The 16,303-nt window shown below is 58.9% G+C and carries 8 protein-coding genes and 3 tRNA genes; 4 read left to right on the forward strand and 7 right to left on the reverse strand.

What is annotated here, in order from left to right; all coding sequences use genetic code 11:
* From AB3U87_RS01870 to AB3U87_RS01880, 3 genes are all read left to right on the forward strand, one after another.
* Positions 1–77: transfer RNA gene (locus AB3U87_RS01870), tRNA-Met, on the forward strand.
* A 57-nt stretch (positions 78–134) separates the two neighbouring features.
* Positions 135–211, forward strand: a tRNA-Met gene (locus AB3U87_RS01875).
* Between the two features lie 59 nt (positions 212–270).
* Positions 271–347, forward strand: a tRNA-Met gene (locus AB3U87_RS01880).
* 83 nt (positions 348–430) lie between these two features.
* Here the strand turns inward: AB3U87_RS01880 and amiC are convergent.
* Positions 431–1,681 (reverse strand): N-acetylmuramoyl-L-alanine amidase AmiC, encoded by a 1,251-nt coding sequence (gene amiC, locus AB3U87_RS01885; protein WP_253458789.1) that lies wholly within the window; start codon positions 1,679–1,681, stop codon positions 431–433.
* 224 nt (positions 1,682–1,905) lie between these two features.
* Between amiC and argA the strand changes: the two genes are divergently transcribed.
* Positions 1,906–3,249 (forward strand): amino-acid N-acetyltransferase, encoded by a 1,344-nt coding sequence (gene argA / locus AB3U87_RS01890; RefSeq protein ID WP_253458786.1) that lies wholly within the window; start codon positions 1,906–1,908, stop codon positions 3,247–3,249.
* Positions 3,250–3,609: 360 nt separating this feature from the next.
* Here argA and AB3U87_RS01895 read toward each other — a convergent pair whose 3' ends face one another.
* The 6 genes from AB3U87_RS01895 to recC all read right to left on the reverse strand — a co-directional run bounded on the left by AB3U87_RS01895 (position 3,610) and on the right by recC (position 16,206).
* Entirely contained in the window at positions 3,610–4,125 is a 516-nt protein-coding gene (locus AB3U87_RS01895) for a type II toxin-antitoxin system YafO family toxin (protein ID WP_253458783.1), read from the reverse strand.
* Entirely contained in the window at positions 4,122–4,454 is a 333-nt protein-coding gene (locus AB3U87_RS01900; protein WP_253458779.1) for a hypothetical protein, read from the reverse strand. The genes AB3U87_RS01895 and AB3U87_RS01900 overlap by 4 nt, the downstream gene beginning before the upstream one ends.
* Before the next feature lie 11 nt (positions 4,455–4,465).
* Positions 4,466–6,289, reverse strand: coding sequence for an exodeoxyribonuclease V subunit alpha (recD, locus tag AB3U87_RS01905; RefSeq protein WP_394148214.1), 1,824 nt, complete (start codon positions 6,287–6,289; stop codon positions 4,466–4,468).
* On the reverse strand, positions 6,280–9,816 hold the full coding sequence (gene recB, locus AB3U87_RS01910) for an exodeoxyribonuclease V subunit beta (RefSeq protein ID WP_394148216.1): 3,537 nt from the start codon (positions 9,814–9,816) through the stop codon (positions 6,280–6,282). Before recB ends, recD begins: the two co-directional genes overlap by 10 nt.
* Complete coding sequence (gene ptrA, locus AB3U87_RS01915; protein ID WP_253458770.1) at positions 9,813–12,698, reverse strand: pitrilysin; 2,886 nt, start codon at positions 12,696–12,698, stop codon at positions 9,813–9,815. The genes recB and ptrA overlap by 4 nt, the downstream gene beginning before the upstream one ends.
* Before the next feature lie 139 nt (positions 12,699–12,837).
* Positions 12,838–16,206 carry an exodeoxyribonuclease V subunit gamma gene (gene recC, locus AB3U87_RS01920; RefSeq protein WP_394148218.1) on the reverse strand — a complete coding sequence of 1,123 codons (3,369 nt, stop codon included), beginning with the start codon at positions 16,204–16,206 and terminating at the stop codon, positions 12,838–12,840.
* Between the last annotated feature and the right edge of the window lie 97 nt (positions 16,207–16,303).

The following is a 16,303-nucleotide window of genomic DNA, read 5'->3' on the forward strand; positions in this document are numbered from 1 at the left end:
CGCGGGATGGAGCAGCCTGGTAGCTCGTCGGGCTCATAACCCGAAGGTCGTCGGTTCAAATCCGGCTCCCGCAACCAATTCCCTCCGGGGAAAAGCAGTAAACCTGTCGTGATGGAAGCGCCAGGAAGTTCGGACGCGGGATGGAGCAGCCTGGTAGCTCGTCGGGCTCATAACCCGAAGGTCGTCGGTTCAAATCCGGCTCCCGCAACCATTTTCTCAGGAAAATGTAGTAGTAAAAAAGCCTGCCGTGATGGAAGCGTCAGCATCGGACGCGGGATGGAGCAGCCTGGTAGCTCGTCGGGCTCATAACCCGAAGGTCGTCGGTTCGAATCCGGCTCCCGCAACCAACTAAACACCCTTTCGGGTGTTTTTTTGTTTCTGGCGTTCCAACTTTCTTATTTTATCGGACGACCTGTCGCCGCCCGCCTTCCTATCTTGGTGCTAACGGTGCGCCGTGGGCAAAATAGCCTTTAATCCCTGCCAGAATCGACTCCGCCACCTGACGCTGGAACGCTGCCGTACGCAGTTTGCGCTCCTCCTCCAGATTACTGATAAAAGCCGTTTCCACCAGAATGGAAGGAATATCCGGCGCTTTCAGCACCGCAAAAGCCGCCTGCTCCACCTTCTTTTTGTGCAGATGATTAATTTTGCCCATATGTCCCAGCACTTCCTTGCCGAACTTCAGGCTGTCGTTAACGGTCAGGCTCTGCACCATATCGAACATAGTGTGATCAAGGTAGCGATCGCCGCTCATGCTGACGCCGCCGATCAGATCCGATTCGTTCTGCGTTTGCGCCAGATAGCGCGCGGCGGTGCTGGTTGCGCCTTTAGTCGACAGCGCGAACACGGAAGAGCCTCGCGCCGCCCGGCTGGTAAAGGCATCGGCATGAATAGAAACAAACAGATCGGCGCGTAATCTGCGCGCTTTTGCCACCCGCACCTTCAACGGAATAAATACGTCGTCGCTGCGTGTCATATGCGCGCGCATATTGGGCTGCTTATCGATTAGCGCTTTCAACCGACGGGCGATTTTCAGCACCACGTCCTTTTCTTTGGTTTTATGCTTGCCGATAGCACCGGTATCTTCGCCGCCGTGACCGGGATCGATCATGATAATAATCGGACGATCCCGCCCCGCTTTGCCGGGCAACGGCGCGGAAGCGGGCTGGCCGCTTTCCAGCTCGCCTTTATTGTAATCCTGCAACAGCGCCAGCAGCGGATCGTCTTCATGGTTATGGCTGCGGTTTCTGGCCGGATAGAGATCCAGCACCAGGCGGTTTTTGATGCCGGCGACCGGATCGAGCGTAAAGACTTTTGGCGTCACGCTCTGCTTCAGCTCCAGCACCAGCCGCACCGTATGGCGATCGAACTGGCCGACGCGCGCGCTTTTAATATAGGGATCGTCGCTGCGCACCAGATGCCCGACCTGATGCAGGGTCTGATTCAGGTGCACGCCGGAGATATCCACCACTATGCGTTCAGGATGACTTAACGCAAACTGTTTATATTTCAGCGGAGTATTGGATTCCAGCGTGACGCGGGAATAGGTTGAAGACGGCCAGATGCGCACGGCCACAATATGGCTGCTTGCCGCCAGTCCCGCTTTGCTGACGCTCAGCAGCAGCGCTGCGCCAGCGCCCTGTAGCCAGCGACGTCGGCCGGGCGAAGGTAAATCAGACATGCCACTCCAGTAAGAAATTGCTGTTTTGTAAAGAAAAATAAAACCAAAAAACCACCAGGCGCAAAACTGTAGCGAATCCTGCTGCCGGTGTCACCCCCAAAAGCCCTTCACGGGCCGCAGCGTTAAGCTACGTTAAAGAGAAGGTTGAAAATTGGCACTTGCGCCCGCGCGATAAAAGAATAAAAATACATTTTTAGCGAATAATAATTCATAGAGGGTTTGCCGTGAAGGAACGGAGTACCGAGCTGGTTCAGGGGTTTCGCCATACCGTGCCCTATATCAATGCCCATCGTGGTAAGACGTTTGTCATTATGCTGGGCGGCGAAGCCATTGAGCATGATAACTTCTCAAGCATCGTTAATGATATTGGCCTTCTGCACAGCCTCGGCATTCGCCTGGTGGTGGTATACGGTGCGAGGCCGCAGATTGACGCCAATCTGGCGGAGCATCAGCTGGAGCCGGTTTATCACAAGCATACCCGCGTCACCGACGCGCAGTCGCTGGAGCTGGTCAAGCAGGCGGCAGGCCGTTTACAGCTGGATATCACCGCGCGCCTGTCGATGAGCCTGAACAACACGCCGCTCCAGGGCGCGCATATCAACGTCGTCAGCGGCAACTTTATTATCGCGCAGCCGCTGGGCGTGGATGACGGCGTGGATTACTGCCACAGCGGCCGTATCCGCCGCATCGATGAAGAGGCTATTCACCGCCAGCTCGACAGCGGCGCTATCGTGCTGCTGGGGCCGGTTGCCGTTTCCGTGACCGGCGAGAGCTTTAACCTGACCTCGGAAGAAGTCGCCACCCAGCTGGCGATCAAGCTGAAGGCGGAAAAAATGATCGGCTTCTGCGCGGAACAGGGCGTGACCGACAGCGAAGGCGCAATTATCTCCGAGCTGTTCCCGAACGAAGCGCAGCAGCGCATTATCGAGCTGGAAGAAGGCCATGACTATCTGTCTGCGACCGTGCGCTTTTTACGCGGCGCGGTGAAGGCCTGCCGCAGCGGCGTGCGCCGCAGCCACCTGATTAGCTATCAGGAGGACGGCACGCTGTTGCAGGAACTGTTCTCGCGTGACGGTATCGGTACGCAGATTGTGATGGAAAGCGCCGAGCAGATCCGCCGCGCCACCATCAACGACATCGGCGGCATCCTTGAGCTGATCCGCCCGCTGGAGCAGCAGGGCATTCTGGTGCGTCGCTCGCGCGAGCAGTTAGAGATCGAAATCGACAAATTTACGATTATCGAGCGGGATAACCTCACCATCGGCTGCGCGGCGCTCTACCCTTTCCCGGAAGAGAAAATCGGCGAGATGGCCTGCGTCGCGGTACACCCGGACTACCGCAGCTCGTCGCGCGGCGAAGCGCTGCTGGAAAGAGTGGCGCTGCAGGCGCGGCAGATGGGGCTGAAAAAGCTGTTTGTGCTGACCACACGCAGCATTCACTGGTTCCAGGAGCGCGGCTTTACGCCGGTCGATATCGAAGAGCTGCCGGAAAGCAAAAAGCAGATGTATAACTACCAGCGCCGCTCAAAGGTGCTGATGGCCGATCTGAGCCATGCGCGGATGGCGTAAAAATTGCGATGATTAACAAAGCGCGGGACGCTACGTTTTTTTATAGTTTCCCCGCCTTTTGCTGACATCGGGGTCTGGCAGATAAGTAGACTATTTTCGCACAGTGGCGCGCGTAACGAGTCCGCACGAATGAGTTTATACCGGTCTGCTTCGGTAACTGAGATTGGGCTGATTTAGTTGCACGCACCCGGCCTCATAAAATTAAGGACCCGCCAGAGCCTTATTAATCGTTTCGCTCAGCCCTTGATCATCCACTGCTTACCTTTTGCTGGGATTTATTGCGCAGTAAGGCTCGTGCAAGTGCATAGCCTGCTGTCATGGCGGAAGGCACGGATTTACATAAGCAGGACAGGAACGGTATTATTTTTTCCAGATATGGACAGACCAGACAGAATCGTGGCCGGCAACGGGAAGAGGTTTTATGCCCATATCCGCATACCAGTTATCCGCTGTTTCCATAAAACCTTGCATAAGGTCATTTGACTGCGTCGCATAATGAGCGTTTTTTAGCAACGCCATAACCAGGGCGTCCCTGTTGCTATTAACCGCATAGATAAGATAAGTATTACTGGTCGCTTTGCGGGGAATTTTTTGCAGATCCCATGCAGCCCGAGTTCCATTCCATCCATGAACAGGTGTGAATACAACGGGCCTGACATGCACTTTCCTGATTGAACAGCTTAAAATGCCCGGAGCGGGGCTATAAGGGCGAGTGAACTGATTATCTTTACCAAAACTCAGATGGAAGCCAGGGCCTGGCCAATATATTTTGAAATCATTAAGCGCTGTTTCAAGCTCAGTCTTTCCCTGGCTTATGTCCTGTTCCATCAGATATTCATAATTCTCGCTGACATAAACATCTCCCTTTAGCGTCATGCCAGCTTAAAACCTCTCCTGCGCTTTTCTTTATTTTCATACAAATCAACGAATTGCTGAGAAATTTCCAGCGCGCGCTCTTCAGAAATGCCATGCCCGGGAGCGTGGGGAACAGCTCCTTCATAAGCACGCTTTAATGCCTGAGCTTTACTACAACGGAGATCTTCATCAGGTCTTTTCACCGAGGTATGTTCAATGGCATTTCCTGCTGCCCTAAATCTCATAACGGCCATAATTAGCCTCCTGTTGCAAATTGCCTGGTAATTATACGATTTTGCCTCAGCTAAAATCCAGCGTTCGTCAAAAGTATGCGCAAGCGTTAATGACATTTCGCCCCACTTTACCCCGCCAGCCGTTCCACCAGGCCGCTGCGGCGGCGCGTGCGCATCTTCACCGCGCTGTTCAGCACCTGATTATCCGCATACAGCGTCAGGCGTTCTCTGGCGCGGGTGATGGCGGTGTAAACCAGCTCGCGCGTCAGTACCGGCGCAAACTGATTCGGCAGCACCAGCAGCGTATGATCAAACTCCGAGCCCTGTGATTTATGCACGGTCATCGCATAGGCGGTTTCATGCGGCGGCAGGCGGCTGGGCTGCACGGCCCGAATGCTGCCGTCGGGCAGCGGGAAGAACACCTTCAGCGCGCCTTCCGCATCGTTCATCGCAATGCCGATATCACCGTTAAACAGCCCCAGCGCGCTGTCGTTGCGGGCGATCATTACCGGCCTGCCGATATACCATTTGCTGCCCGGCTGGCGCTGGATCAGCCGTTTTTTCTGCAAGGCGGCCTCAATACGCTCATTAAGTCCGAACACGCCAAACGGCCCCTCCCTCAGCGCACACAGCAGCTGAAAGCGGCCAAACGCCTCAATCACCCGGCGAGGTTCCGCCTGGTCGGCAATCTGCTCAAGATAGTCGCGATAGCCTGCCACGCTGGTGTCCAGCAGATGCTGATACTCTGCGCTGCTGCTCAGCGTAAAGCGGGTAATATCAGCAAAATCCGCGTTAAATACTTTTTCAACCTGACGGATATCGCCCGCGTTGACCGCCAGCGCCAGCTGCCCGATGCCCGATGAGGCGTCGAAACGGTAGCTTTTACGCAGCAGGCAAATGCTGTCGCGCACCGCTGGCGCCAGCTTGTCCTCCTGGCCTGCAATCTCGCAGCCGGTCAGGCGCATCAGCATTTCCGCGCGCTGGCTGCTGTAGCCGGACTCCGCGCAGCGGCAGATATCGCCGAGCACCGCGCCCGCTTCCACCGAGGCAAGCTGGTCGCGATCGCCCAGAAAGATCACCCTGGCGTGCGGCGGCAGCGCGGCGATCAGGCTCGCCATCATCGGCAAATCCACCATAGAAGCTTCATCCACCACTAACAGATCCAGATGCAGCGGATTGCCCGCGTGATAGCGCATCCGCTGGCTGCCGGGCACCGCGCCCAGCAGGCGATGCAGCGTGGTGGCCTCGGCAGGAAAACGCTGTTTTTCCGCTTCGCTGACTTCAAGCCGCTGCAACGCTTTGCCCAGGGATTCGGTCAGCCGCGCCGCCGCTTTACCCGTCGGGGCGGCCAGGCGAATACGCAGCGAGCCGGAAGAAAGCTCCAGCAGCGTCGCCAGCAGTTTGGCTACCGTGGTGGTTTTGCCCGTTCCCGGCCCGCCGGAGATCACCGCAATTTGCCGCGTGATCGCCACCGCTGCGGCGATTTTCTGCCAGTTATCCGGCTGCTCCCCAAAATGCCTGTCGAGCGCGCTGCGCAGCCGCTGTTCGTCAAAGGGCGTATGGGCTTCACGCACGATAAACTGCGCCACCTGCCCTTCCGACTGCCACATGCGATGCAGATAGAGCCGCTGCTGATGCAGTACCAGCGGCGTTGCCGTCGTGCCGTCGCCCACGGCCTGCGCCGATGACAGCAGGTGATGCCAGTCCGGCTCGCCAACGGCCTGCCACAGCTGACCGGCCAGCTCAGGATGGCGTCCGCCGAACAGCAGCGCTTCGCTGAGATGCGTCAGCGGCAGGCACACGTGCCCCTCGCCCGCTTCGGCGCTGACGCAGGCCGCAGCCAGCATCAGCGCGGGATGATCGTCGCCCGCCACCATGCGGGCGAACTGCACGTCCAGCGGACGCAGCAGTCGCGCCTCACAGGCGGAGAGCAGCAGTTGCGCTATGGCCATAGTTCCTCCTGAAATTCCCCGGCAAACAGCGCGTCGAGCGACTGCACAAAAGCCGCTTCCGGGCAGGTGCGGAAGATGCCGTTTTCACGCGCCGTACCGTCCACGCCGCGCAGGAAAAGATAGATAACGCCGCCGAAGTGGCGCTGATAATCGTAGTCAGCCAGACGATGACGCAAATAGCGATGCAGCGCCAGCGTATAAAGCTGATATTGCAGATCGTAACGGTGCGCGCGCATCGCTTCCGCCATCGCTTCCGGCGTGTAGTGCTCGCCCGACTCGCCCAGCCAGTTGGATTTATAATCCAGCAGATAATATTTTCCCTGCCAGCAAAACACCAGATCGATAAAACCTTTCAGCATTCCCTGCACCTGCTGAAAGTTAAGCGGCGGGCAGCCGGCCGACAGCGGATCGTAATGGCGCACCAGCCGATCCAGCTTTTCCGCCATCAGCATTTGTTTGATGGGCAGATAAAATTGCAGCTCCACCTGACGGCTTTCCGCCGGTAGCTGGCTCAGGCTGACGCCGGTTTCATTCAGCGGCGTGGTCAGCACATTTTCCAGCCACTGTTTCATCACCGGCAGCCAGGCAAGGTCGTGTCCCTGTCCGGCAAGCTGTTCGCTCAGCCAGGCTTCATCCACCGGCTGGGTAAAGTCGAGGTTTTCAAACAGGCCGTGCAGAAAAGTGCCCGGCGCCGCGCCGCGAGGAAAAGTATGCGGCGTCAATTGCGCAGCCTGCTGGCTTTGCGCCTCGCCCGCCGCGTCAACGTCCAGGCGCGGCAGCAGATCCAGCGTGACGGAATGGCCGTGCTGCTGTAGCCCGGAATAGCTGGTCACCCGCCACTCGTCGCGCAGCTTGCGCGCCATCGCTTTGCTGCTGAGCGCGTGTAAGGCGTGCCGCTGCGGCTGCCAGGGAGCGCTTTCCGGCGTCTCCGCCAGCACGGTTTCTACCGCCTCGTTTTGCATTGTAAGCAGCTGCTCGCGTAGCGCGGTGGCGTCAGCCGGTTCGCCCTGCTGCAACAGCCAGCCCAGCGCGCTGCGGTGCAGATCGCTGTTGCCTTCTTTTTTACGGTTGCCTTTGATCAGCGGCGCAACGCCCACGCTACAGTGATGAACGGAGCGCGTCAGCGCCACATAGAGCAGGCGCAGATCCTCGGCCAGCCGCTCCTGTTCGGCCAGCTCAAGGCTTTCCTCGTCCTCGCGCAGATCCAGCAGCGCCTGATAATTCTGTCGATCGTGATAGATGCCCGTGGCCGCTTCGCGATAGTTGGCAACAAACGGCAGCCACACCAGCGGATATTGCAGACCTTTCGATTTATGGATAGTGACGATCTGCACCAGGTGGCGATCGCTCTCCAGCCGCAGCTGCTGACTGGCCGACTGCCCGTTGGGCTGCGCCACTTCCTGCGCCAGCCAGCGCACCAATGCGTGCTCGCTGTCGAGCGACGCGGAAGCTTCCTGCAACAGCTCGCCCAGATGCAGCAGATCGGTCAGGCGGCGCTCGCCGCTTTCCGAAGCCAGCAGGTTTTCCGCAATCTGCCGGTTGACCATCAGCTCGCGCAGCATCGGCAGCACGCCCCGCTTCAGCCAGCGCTGACGATAGTGGTCGAACTCATCCACCAGCGCATCCCATTTGCGCTCGTCCTCGCTCAGATCCTGCAAGGTCGGCGCATCCAGCCCGAAGATGCTGGTAGCGAGCGCGCTGCGCAGAATACGTTCCTGCTCCGGCGCCAGCACCGCCTGAAGCAGCCACAGCATTTCACGCGCTTCCTGGGTGGCGAACACGCTGTCGCGGTTGGAAAGGTAGACCGAGGGAATATTCAGGGCGTTGAGCGCTTCCCGTACCAGCGCGGCTTCGCTGCGGCTGCGCACCAGCACGGTGACGTCCGAAGCCTGCACCGGCCGCAGCTCGTTGCCCTTGCCGATCTGCGCCGTGCCTTGCTGTCCCGCGCTCAGCCAGCGGCAGATATCCGCCGCGCACTGGCGCGCCATAAACTGCTGATATTCCGTCACGCCCACGCCGTCGCCCGGCTGTAGCCAGAAGCGCAGCGCGGGCTGCTCCTTGCCCTCAACGGTAAAGCTCAGCGCGGCGTTGGGCGCGGCTGGCTCAACGCGAATAAAGGGAATTTCGCTGAACAGAAAGGGATCCTGCATGCGGGAAAAGAGCTGGTTAACGCTGTTAACCATCATCGGCGACGAGCGCCAGTTAGTTTCCAGCGTGTAGTGAGCGCTGACTTCCCCACGCGCTTTCATATAGGTAAAAATATCCGCGCCGCGAAAAGCGTAAATTGCCTGTTTGGGATCGCCAATCAGCAGCAGCGCGTTGTCGGGCTGCTGGCCGTAGATACCGCGGAAAATACGGTACTGCTGCGGGTCGGTATCCTGAAATTCATCAATCAGCGCGACCGGATAGCGGGTTCTGATCGCCTGCGCCAGCGCCTCGCCGCCCGGCTGCCGCAGCGCGCTGTCGAGGCGCTGTAGCAAATCGTCAAACCCCAGCAGCGCGTTCTGGCGCTTCTCTTTCTGGGTTGCCTGGCGGATTTCCTCCAGCGCGGTGGCGATCACTAAATCGCGCAGCGACAGCGGCTCGGCCAGAAAACGGTCGATCTCTTCGAACAGCGGATGCTGCGGCGGCTCGCCCTTTTTGGTTTTTTCATGCAGCACGCGCTGGCCAAAGCGTTCCAGCTCTTTGGGAAACAGATAGTCCAGCGTCTCCGCCATCGCCCACTGGTTCAGCTTGTCCAGCCAGTTAGGTAAGTGCTTACTGCTGTAGCTTCGCTTATCCACGCCCGATTGCGCGATCAGATCGTGCAAATTACCGGCCGCCAGCCAGGCCGCTTTCAGGCCGTCGATCTGCGCGATAATTTTGTCGTGACGTTCGCTAAAGGTTTCCTGCAAATCAAGCGGATATTTCAGCACCGGCGCTTCGCCGTTCAGCCAGGGCAGCAGCGTGGTCAGCAGCTGCTCCGGCCCCTGCCACATCTGGGTCATTACCCGCGCTATCGGCAGCGGCAGCGGATAGCAGTAGCGGCGCCAGAAGTCGGCGGCGGCCTGACGGCGCAGCGGAAACTCATCCTCAATCAGCTGCTGCTCAAACAGCATGCCTGACTCAAAGGCGTTCAGGTTCAGCATGCGCTGGCAGAAGCCGTGGATGGTAAAAATCCCGGCGTCGTCCATCTGGCGCTCTGCGGCCAGCAGCTGCGCGGCCGCCTGCGGCAGGTCGTCGATTTCCGTCAGCAGCTGGGCCAGTACGCCGTCAGCCGTATATCCGCGCACGCAGGCGATACGCAGCCGGTGGATGTTTTCACGGATGCGGCCGCGCAGCTCTGCGGTGGCCGCTTCGGTAAAGGTCACCACCAGGATCTCTTCAACCGAAAGCGGCCGCCCGAACGACGCTTCGCCGCCCAGCCCCAGCAGCAGACGCAGGTAGAGCAGGCCGATGGTAAAGGTTTTCCCCGTGCCCGCCGAGGCTTCTATCAGCCTTTCGCCTTTCAGCGGCAGCGTCAGGGGATCGAGACGCTGGACCTTCATTTATCGCTTTGCACCGGAAAAGATTGCTGTAGCTTCGACACTTCCTGCCAGGTGGTAAAGCCCGCCGGCTTCGCATAGTCGGCCTTGTCGTGCTGGCTGCCGGAGATCTGCGACAGCAGCGTCAGGCCCTGCGGTTTGCTGACCGCATCGTGGAAAAAGGCCGCCAGCTTCTCTGGCGTCAGCGCCTGAATACGGGCAACCACTTTTTCACGGGTGTCGAAACGGTAGTTCTGCCGGTTGAAATCTTTACTGTAGCGGCCCGCTTCTTCATCCAGCGTTTGCGGACGCTGCTTCAGCTCGTTGATCATTGCCGCCTGATACTGGGCGAAATCCTCTTTGCTCATCTCGCGCAGGCGCTTTTCCGCCGTCGGATAGAACGCCTCAAAGCGCTGCAGCAGATAAGCGGGCTGCTTAACGTTGCTTTGCAGCAGGAAGCCGATGCCCCACTGGCGACCAACCGGCATCTGGAAGGCGAATACCGCATAGCCAAGCTGCTCCTCAGTACGCAGCTGGTTATAGAACCACGGCTGCACAATCTGGCTGAGCATGGCGCTGCTGGCGATGCTGTCGAACTCTTCATAGCCGAGCGGCACGTACAGCGCGGCCAGCGCGGAATCGGTGCTGCTGCCGGCCTGTTGTAAATTGGCGTTTGCCGTTTTATCCACCGTCAGATAATCGCTGTGCCAGCTGCTCTGCCCTTCGCAGTTAAGCTGCGCTTTCAGCGTGGTCGCCAGCGCCTTGACGCTTTCCGGCGTCATATTGCCGACCACCATCAGCTCCGGCGTCGCTTTTTCCAACAGCATACTGCGGTAATTCTTCAGATCGGCCAGCGTAATACCGGCCACCAGCTTACGGCGCTCGCTGCGTTGGGTATAGGGCAGCTGCGACAGCATTTGCGCGGGCTGAATAGCCAGCTCGAAGGCCTTCCCTTTTTCGGCGGCGTCCAGACGCTCCAGATACCAGGACTTCGCCTGATCCAGCTGCTGCTGCGTTGGCTGATAGCTGGCGTACTGTTTCAGCAGCGTCTGCATCAGCTCCGGCAGGTGCTGAGTAAAGCCGCTGGCGTTAAAGGTTACGCCGTCGTTTTCGCTGGTGGAGAAGCTGATGCCGCCAACCGAAGCCTGCGAGTTCAGCTCGTCCAGCGCCTGGCCTGCCAGGTAGTCATTCATGCCGAACAGTACCTGATTTTTGGCGGTGCTCATCGCCTCTTTATTCCGCAGCGCCAGCGTGATGTTGGCTTTGGGATCGTCCGCGTAAAAGCGGCTCGGCATATAGAACACGCGCAGGCCCGGCTGGTTAACCAGCGTCTGCGGACGGTCAACCTGCTGCGCCGGTTTAATCAGCGTGAAATCAGACGGGATATAGGGATTCAGCACGGGCAAATCCAGCGAAATAGCCGCGCTTTCCTTCTGCCAGGCGGCAAAACGCTCCGGCGTGATGCGATCGACCTGATAAGGCGCATTAACGAAATAGGCGGTCTTATTGTGCGGCTCGTTCGGGCTGATAAACCAGATCCGGGCGTTCTGCGGCGTCATGCCGTCCAGACGCGCTTTAATCGCCTGCGGATCGTAGCGATCGGCGATATAGGACGCGACCAGCGTGTCGGTAACCGGCACGCGCAGCATGGTATCCACCAGCCATTCGATATAGTCCATGTCACGCGTGATCGACGGATAGCGGAAGTCCAGATCCAACACGTGCGCCATTTCATCAAAATAGCGTTTGTCGATGCCTTCGTTACGCAGCTTGTTCAGATAGCTGAACACGGCGGCCACCACCCGATCGCGGTTTGCCTGCCCCCGATCGGTCAGCGAAATAGAGATGGAAAAGACGCCGCCGTTGCGATCGATAACCGGATCGGCGCCGGCATCAATAGAATCGGCCAGGCCCTGGCTTTGCAGCCAGTCGGAAAGCGTGTTCTTGCTGCGATTGCCGATCAGATAGGCGATTAGCGTATCGGTCTTGCTGCGAAACTGGTCGCTGTTATTGTCGATGCGAAACTCGATCCTGACCTGCTTGCGCGGCTGGGCCGGCACGTAGTGGATCACAATGCCTTTCTGCTGATCCGTCACCACCGGCACGGTAATCGCAGGCACTGCGGCATTGTGGTTCGCCACTCTGCCAAACGTAGTGGCCGCGATTTTTTGCAGTTCCGCCAGCGGCTTATTGCTGTAAATCACCGCTTTCATCAGGTTGGCCGAATAGTAGCGCTGATAAAAATCCTTCAGCGCATCGTGCAGCTTGCTGTCCGGTTTGTCTTTCAGCGTGTCCAGGTTGCCGCCGGAAAAAAGCGAGCTGGGATGGTCAGGATTCAGCGTTTCCGCGCCGACCTGCGCCATGCGCAAGCCATCGCGCGAGCGCGCCATCGTCAGCTCGGCATTCACCGCGTGGCGCTCGCGATCGGCATTAACCGGATCCAGCAGCGGCTCGGCGATGGCATCCGCCAGCCGATCCACCGCCGGGGCCAGCGCATCGTTTTCCACTTCCAGGTAGAAAGCCGTGCGGTAGGACGCCGTGCTGGCATTGTGGCTGCCGCCGTGCTTTTTCAGGAACTCCGCCAGATTATCCGGCTGCGGATAGCGTTTTGAGCCCATCAGCAGCATATGCTCAAGATAGTGCGCCAGACCCTGCTGGTTACGCGGGTTGTCCAGCGAGCCGATTGGCAGCGTCAGCGCCGACAGGGATTTTGTCGCCTGCGGATCGGAAACCAGCAGTACCGTCATGCCATTGTCGAGTTTGATCGCCTGATACTGGCGCGGATCTTTTTCACTTTTGCGGATAGCTTCAGGGATCGGCTGCCAGCCTGACTGTGCCTGGCTCAGCGGACTCCAGAAGGTAAAAAGCAGAAACAGCGTGGTGAACCAGACTGCATAACGACGCATTCAAACTCCTCGACAATCTAACGTGCTTTCTGCGCCCCCGAAGCGGCGACAGCTAAACGACGACCCTAAAGACTCCGCTGGCCAGGAGCGGACAGAAAAAAAAGCGAAATGGGGTTATAAAGTAACACTACAGGATGTCTCAGTTAATGTCATTCATCCGCAGCAGCGGCAGCAGCCAGACTTCGGCGTTGTGCGTGATTTGCTGTAGCGTTGCTTCATCCAGCGTGCGGAACAGCCGGGCCAGATAGGGATCGCTGCCCTCGCCTTCTATTTGCATATTGCCCTGCCAGGCCTGCAGCAGCTTATTGCGCGCTTTTGCCTGCGTCGCCTCATCGTAAGAGACCGCCGCCGCCTTTTCGTCATAGCAGGCCTCCAGCCAGGCACCGCCGGTTTTGGGCAGCAGCAGCAGCGGCGCGCACATGCCTGCTTTATAGCCTTCGATATAGCGTTCAAGCCAGCCGCTGGCCTCAATGGCGGAGAGCGGCGGGAACCACCAGCGGCTCTCTTTACGTCCGTACATGCGGCTGGCGCCGCTGCCGCCCAGCACGCAGTAGACCAGATGTTCCAGCCACAGCGCCAGCCCGTCGGTAAAGTTAAGGTGGCCTGGCCGCCAGCGCAGCAGGCCATCGTCCTGTACGGCAGGCAGCCAGCCGCTCAGCTGAAGCCCGCCAACCTGAAGATTGATTTCCTGGCTGACGGCATCCTTGCGCTGCTCGCGCACCACGCCGGCCAGTTCGGCCATATCCGCCAGCTGATCCTGCCAGAACAGTTCGCCCCAGGCGCCATACGGCAGATTGCCCGCCGCGCGATGACGATCGAACAGCGGTTCGCCCGGCTGGCCTTCAATCAGGGTATTCAGCAGCTGGGTATTGAGCTGGTAACGGCTGAGGTTATCCAGAATAAAAGGTTCCGCATCCGGCAGTTCCATGTCTTCCGCGCTGAAGCTGACGCCCAACCGCAGGCTGAAAAAGGCGCGTACCGGATGACGCCAGAAACGCAGCAGCTGGTCGAAGTTAAGCTCGGTAATATTTTCCTCCGGCAGCGGCTGCATAAATGGCGGATGCGGCACGCCGCTCGCCTTCGCTGCCGGTAGCCACTCCGCCGCATAGCTCTGATAACGCGCCTGCGGCAGAAAGTTTTCCGCCGCAAACGGCATCCTGCTGTGTAGGTGATGCAGATGCGCGATAACCCGCGCCGCGCTGGTATCCACATCGCTCTGACGGTCTTCCGGCAGACAGAAGCTTTGCCCGATATAATCCACCAGCTCGCTCACCAGCACCGAAGGGAATCGTTCCGAATTGTCCTGTATGGTGCGGCCGATATAGCTGATATAGAGCTGATGCTGAGCGGAGTTAATGGCTTCCAGAAACAGATAGCGGTCGTCGTCGCGACGGCTACGGTCGCCTTTTTTCGGCTGCTGGCTCATCAGATCGAAACCCGGCGGCGGCAGCGTGCGCGGGTAGACGCCGTCGTTCATGCCCAGCAGGCAAACCACCTTAAAGGGAATGGATCGCATCGGCATCAGCGTACAGAAGTTAACCGGGCCAGCAAGAAAGCGCTGGCTGATCCGCTCCTGATCCAGCCTGGCGCGCAGTTCGTCGCGCAGCAGCGACAGCGGGATAGCCTGCTGATATTCGGCCTGAATACCGTAGCTGATGGCCTGCTGCCACTGCTCTTCAATCAGCGCCAGCGCCGCTTCCGCCTCGGCATCGCCTTCAAAGAAATCGCCAAGCAGCTCGCGACAGAGCGGCAGCCACGCCTCCAGCGCTCTTGGCTCGCTCAGCCGCTCGCGCCAGCGACGCAGCTGCATTAACAGCTCGGCCAGGTGCCCCACCAGCTCGGCAATCAGGCCGCTGGATTCATCATAGGGCAGCACGCCCTGCCAGTGGCCGATATCGCTGTGCATGGCGTAGCCCAATAGCATTCTCGTCAGGCCGAACTGCCAGGTATGCTGTCCGGTTGGCGGCAGATCCAGCTCGCGCACCGTGTCGTCATCCAGCCCCCAACGAATGCCGCACTCGCCGACCCAGTGCCGCAGCCGCCGCAGCCCTTCTTCATCAACAGAGAAACGGCTGGCAACCGCCGGCACTTCCAACAGCGCCAGTACGCTTTCGGAGGTAAAGCGGCTGTCCGGCAGGCTCAGCAGCGCAATAAAGGCCTGCAAAGCGGGATGCGCCTGGCTGGCGCGACGGTCGGAGATGGAAAAAGGCAGCCAGCGTTCCGCAGGCGCATTGCCGAAAACCGCCTGGATAAACGGCGTGTAGGCGTCGATATCCGCCACCATCACGATAATGTCGCGCGGCGAAAGCTGCGGATCTTCCGCCATAATCGCCAATAGCCTGTCCTGCATCACTTCCACTTCGCGCTGCGGGCTGTGGCAGAGGTGAAAAGTCACCGACTGGTCGTCGGGATCCAGCACCCGCTTGCCCAGGCTGGATTCCCACTCTTCCCGCTTCAGGCCGATCACGGCATTGTCTTCCAGCTCCAGCAGATCGTGCTGTAGCGTTTGCAGCAGCGTGGTCGGTTCGATATCGACAAAGGCGTCGATTTCCCGACACTCCATCTGCGCCAGCAAAAACAGGTTGTCGCGCCCCAGCTTACCCCAGGAAGCCAGCAGCGGATTGCTCAGCTGCTGCTCGCCCGCCTCGTTAAACAGGCTGGCGGCGTCTTCTTCACGAAACAGCGCGCTTTCCCGCTGCTGTTTGTAGTGCTCGCGGCGGCGGCTTTGCAGCTTAGCCAGAAAAGCGTAATCCTGAATGTCACCCCAATAATGGCGGCACGGGTTGGTAAACAGCAGGTGGATATCGATATGCTTGCCGAGCGCCTGAAGCGCCTGGAGGTACACCGGCGGCAGCGCGGAGATGCCGCAGATAAATACGCGATCCGGCAGGTTTGGCGGCCGGGTACTGCTTTGTTCCAGCGTGGCGATAAACCGCGCGTAAAGATTGGCGCGGTGCCATTCCGGATGGCCCAGCTCGCGGTTCCAGGCAACCAGCTCCGCCCACAGCGGCGCCTGCCACTGCTGCGCTTCGCCCAGCCCTTCGATCTGCTGCCCTTTTTCCCAGCTGTTAAGCCACTCCGAGCGGTAAACCAGATACTGGTCGTAAAGATCGGCCACACGCGACGCGAGCTGAAACAATTTGCGCTTGTCTTCATCATCGGAAAGGTAGTGGCTCAGCATAACGAATTCCGGCCGCGACAGCAGCTTCGGCAGGATAGTCATCAGCTTCCAGCTCATGCTGGCTTTGCTGAAGGCGCTCTCTTTAGGAATGCCCGGCAGAACGCGGACAAACATATCCCAGATAAAGGACGCGGGCAGCGGAAAGGCAATATTAGCCGCAATGCCGAACTGCTCGGCCAGCGACATTTGCAGCCACTGCGCCATACCGGGACTCTGCACCAGCACCACTTCGGACTGGAAAGGATCGCGCAGCGGCTGGTTTTCAATATGAAAAGCCGCCAGCGTTTTTAAAAGATCCAGCTGATTCGAGTGATAAACGGTAAACATGCCTGCTCCTGGTACGGTGTTGCGCTCTGCGTGCACACTCTACCCCGTCCGGAGGCTGTTGCAAATGCGGCTGTCAGGCCGTTTACCGTTTATGTAG

This window comes from Erwinia plantamica, assembly GCF_043420595.1.
Lineage (GTDB): Bacteria > Pseudomonadota > Gammaproteobacteria > Enterobacterales > Enterobacteriaceae > Erwinia > Erwinia aeris.

Bases quoted from the DNA above. Each gene is read 5' to 3' on its own strand.
- amiC (WP_253458789.1), bottom strand. From the start codon at position 1,681: ATGTCTGATTTACCTTCGCCCGGCCGACGTCGCTGGCTACAGGGCGCT.
- AB3U87_RS01895 (WP_253458783.1), bottom strand. From the start codon at position 4,125: ATGACGCTAAAGGGAGATGTTTATGTCAGCGAGAATTATGAATATCTG.
- AB3U87_RS01900 (WP_253458779.1), bottom strand. From the start codon at position 4,454: ATGTCATTAACGCTTGCGCATACTTTTGACGAACGCTGGATTTTAGCT.
- recD (WP_394148214.1), bottom strand. From the start codon at position 6,289: ATGGCCATAGCGCAACTGCTGCTCTCCGCCTGTGAGGCGCGACTGCTG.
- recB (WP_394148216.1), bottom strand. From the start codon at position 9,816: ATGAAGGTCCAGCGTCTCGATCCCCTGACGCTGCCGCTGAAAGGCGAA.
- ptrA (WP_253458770.1), bottom strand. From the start codon at position 12,698: ATGCGTCGTTATGCAGTCTGGTTCACCACGCTGTTTCTGCTTTTTACC.
- recC (WP_394148218.1), bottom strand. From the start codon at position 16,206: ATGTTTACCGTTTATCACTCGAATCAGCTGGATCTTTTAAAAACGCTG.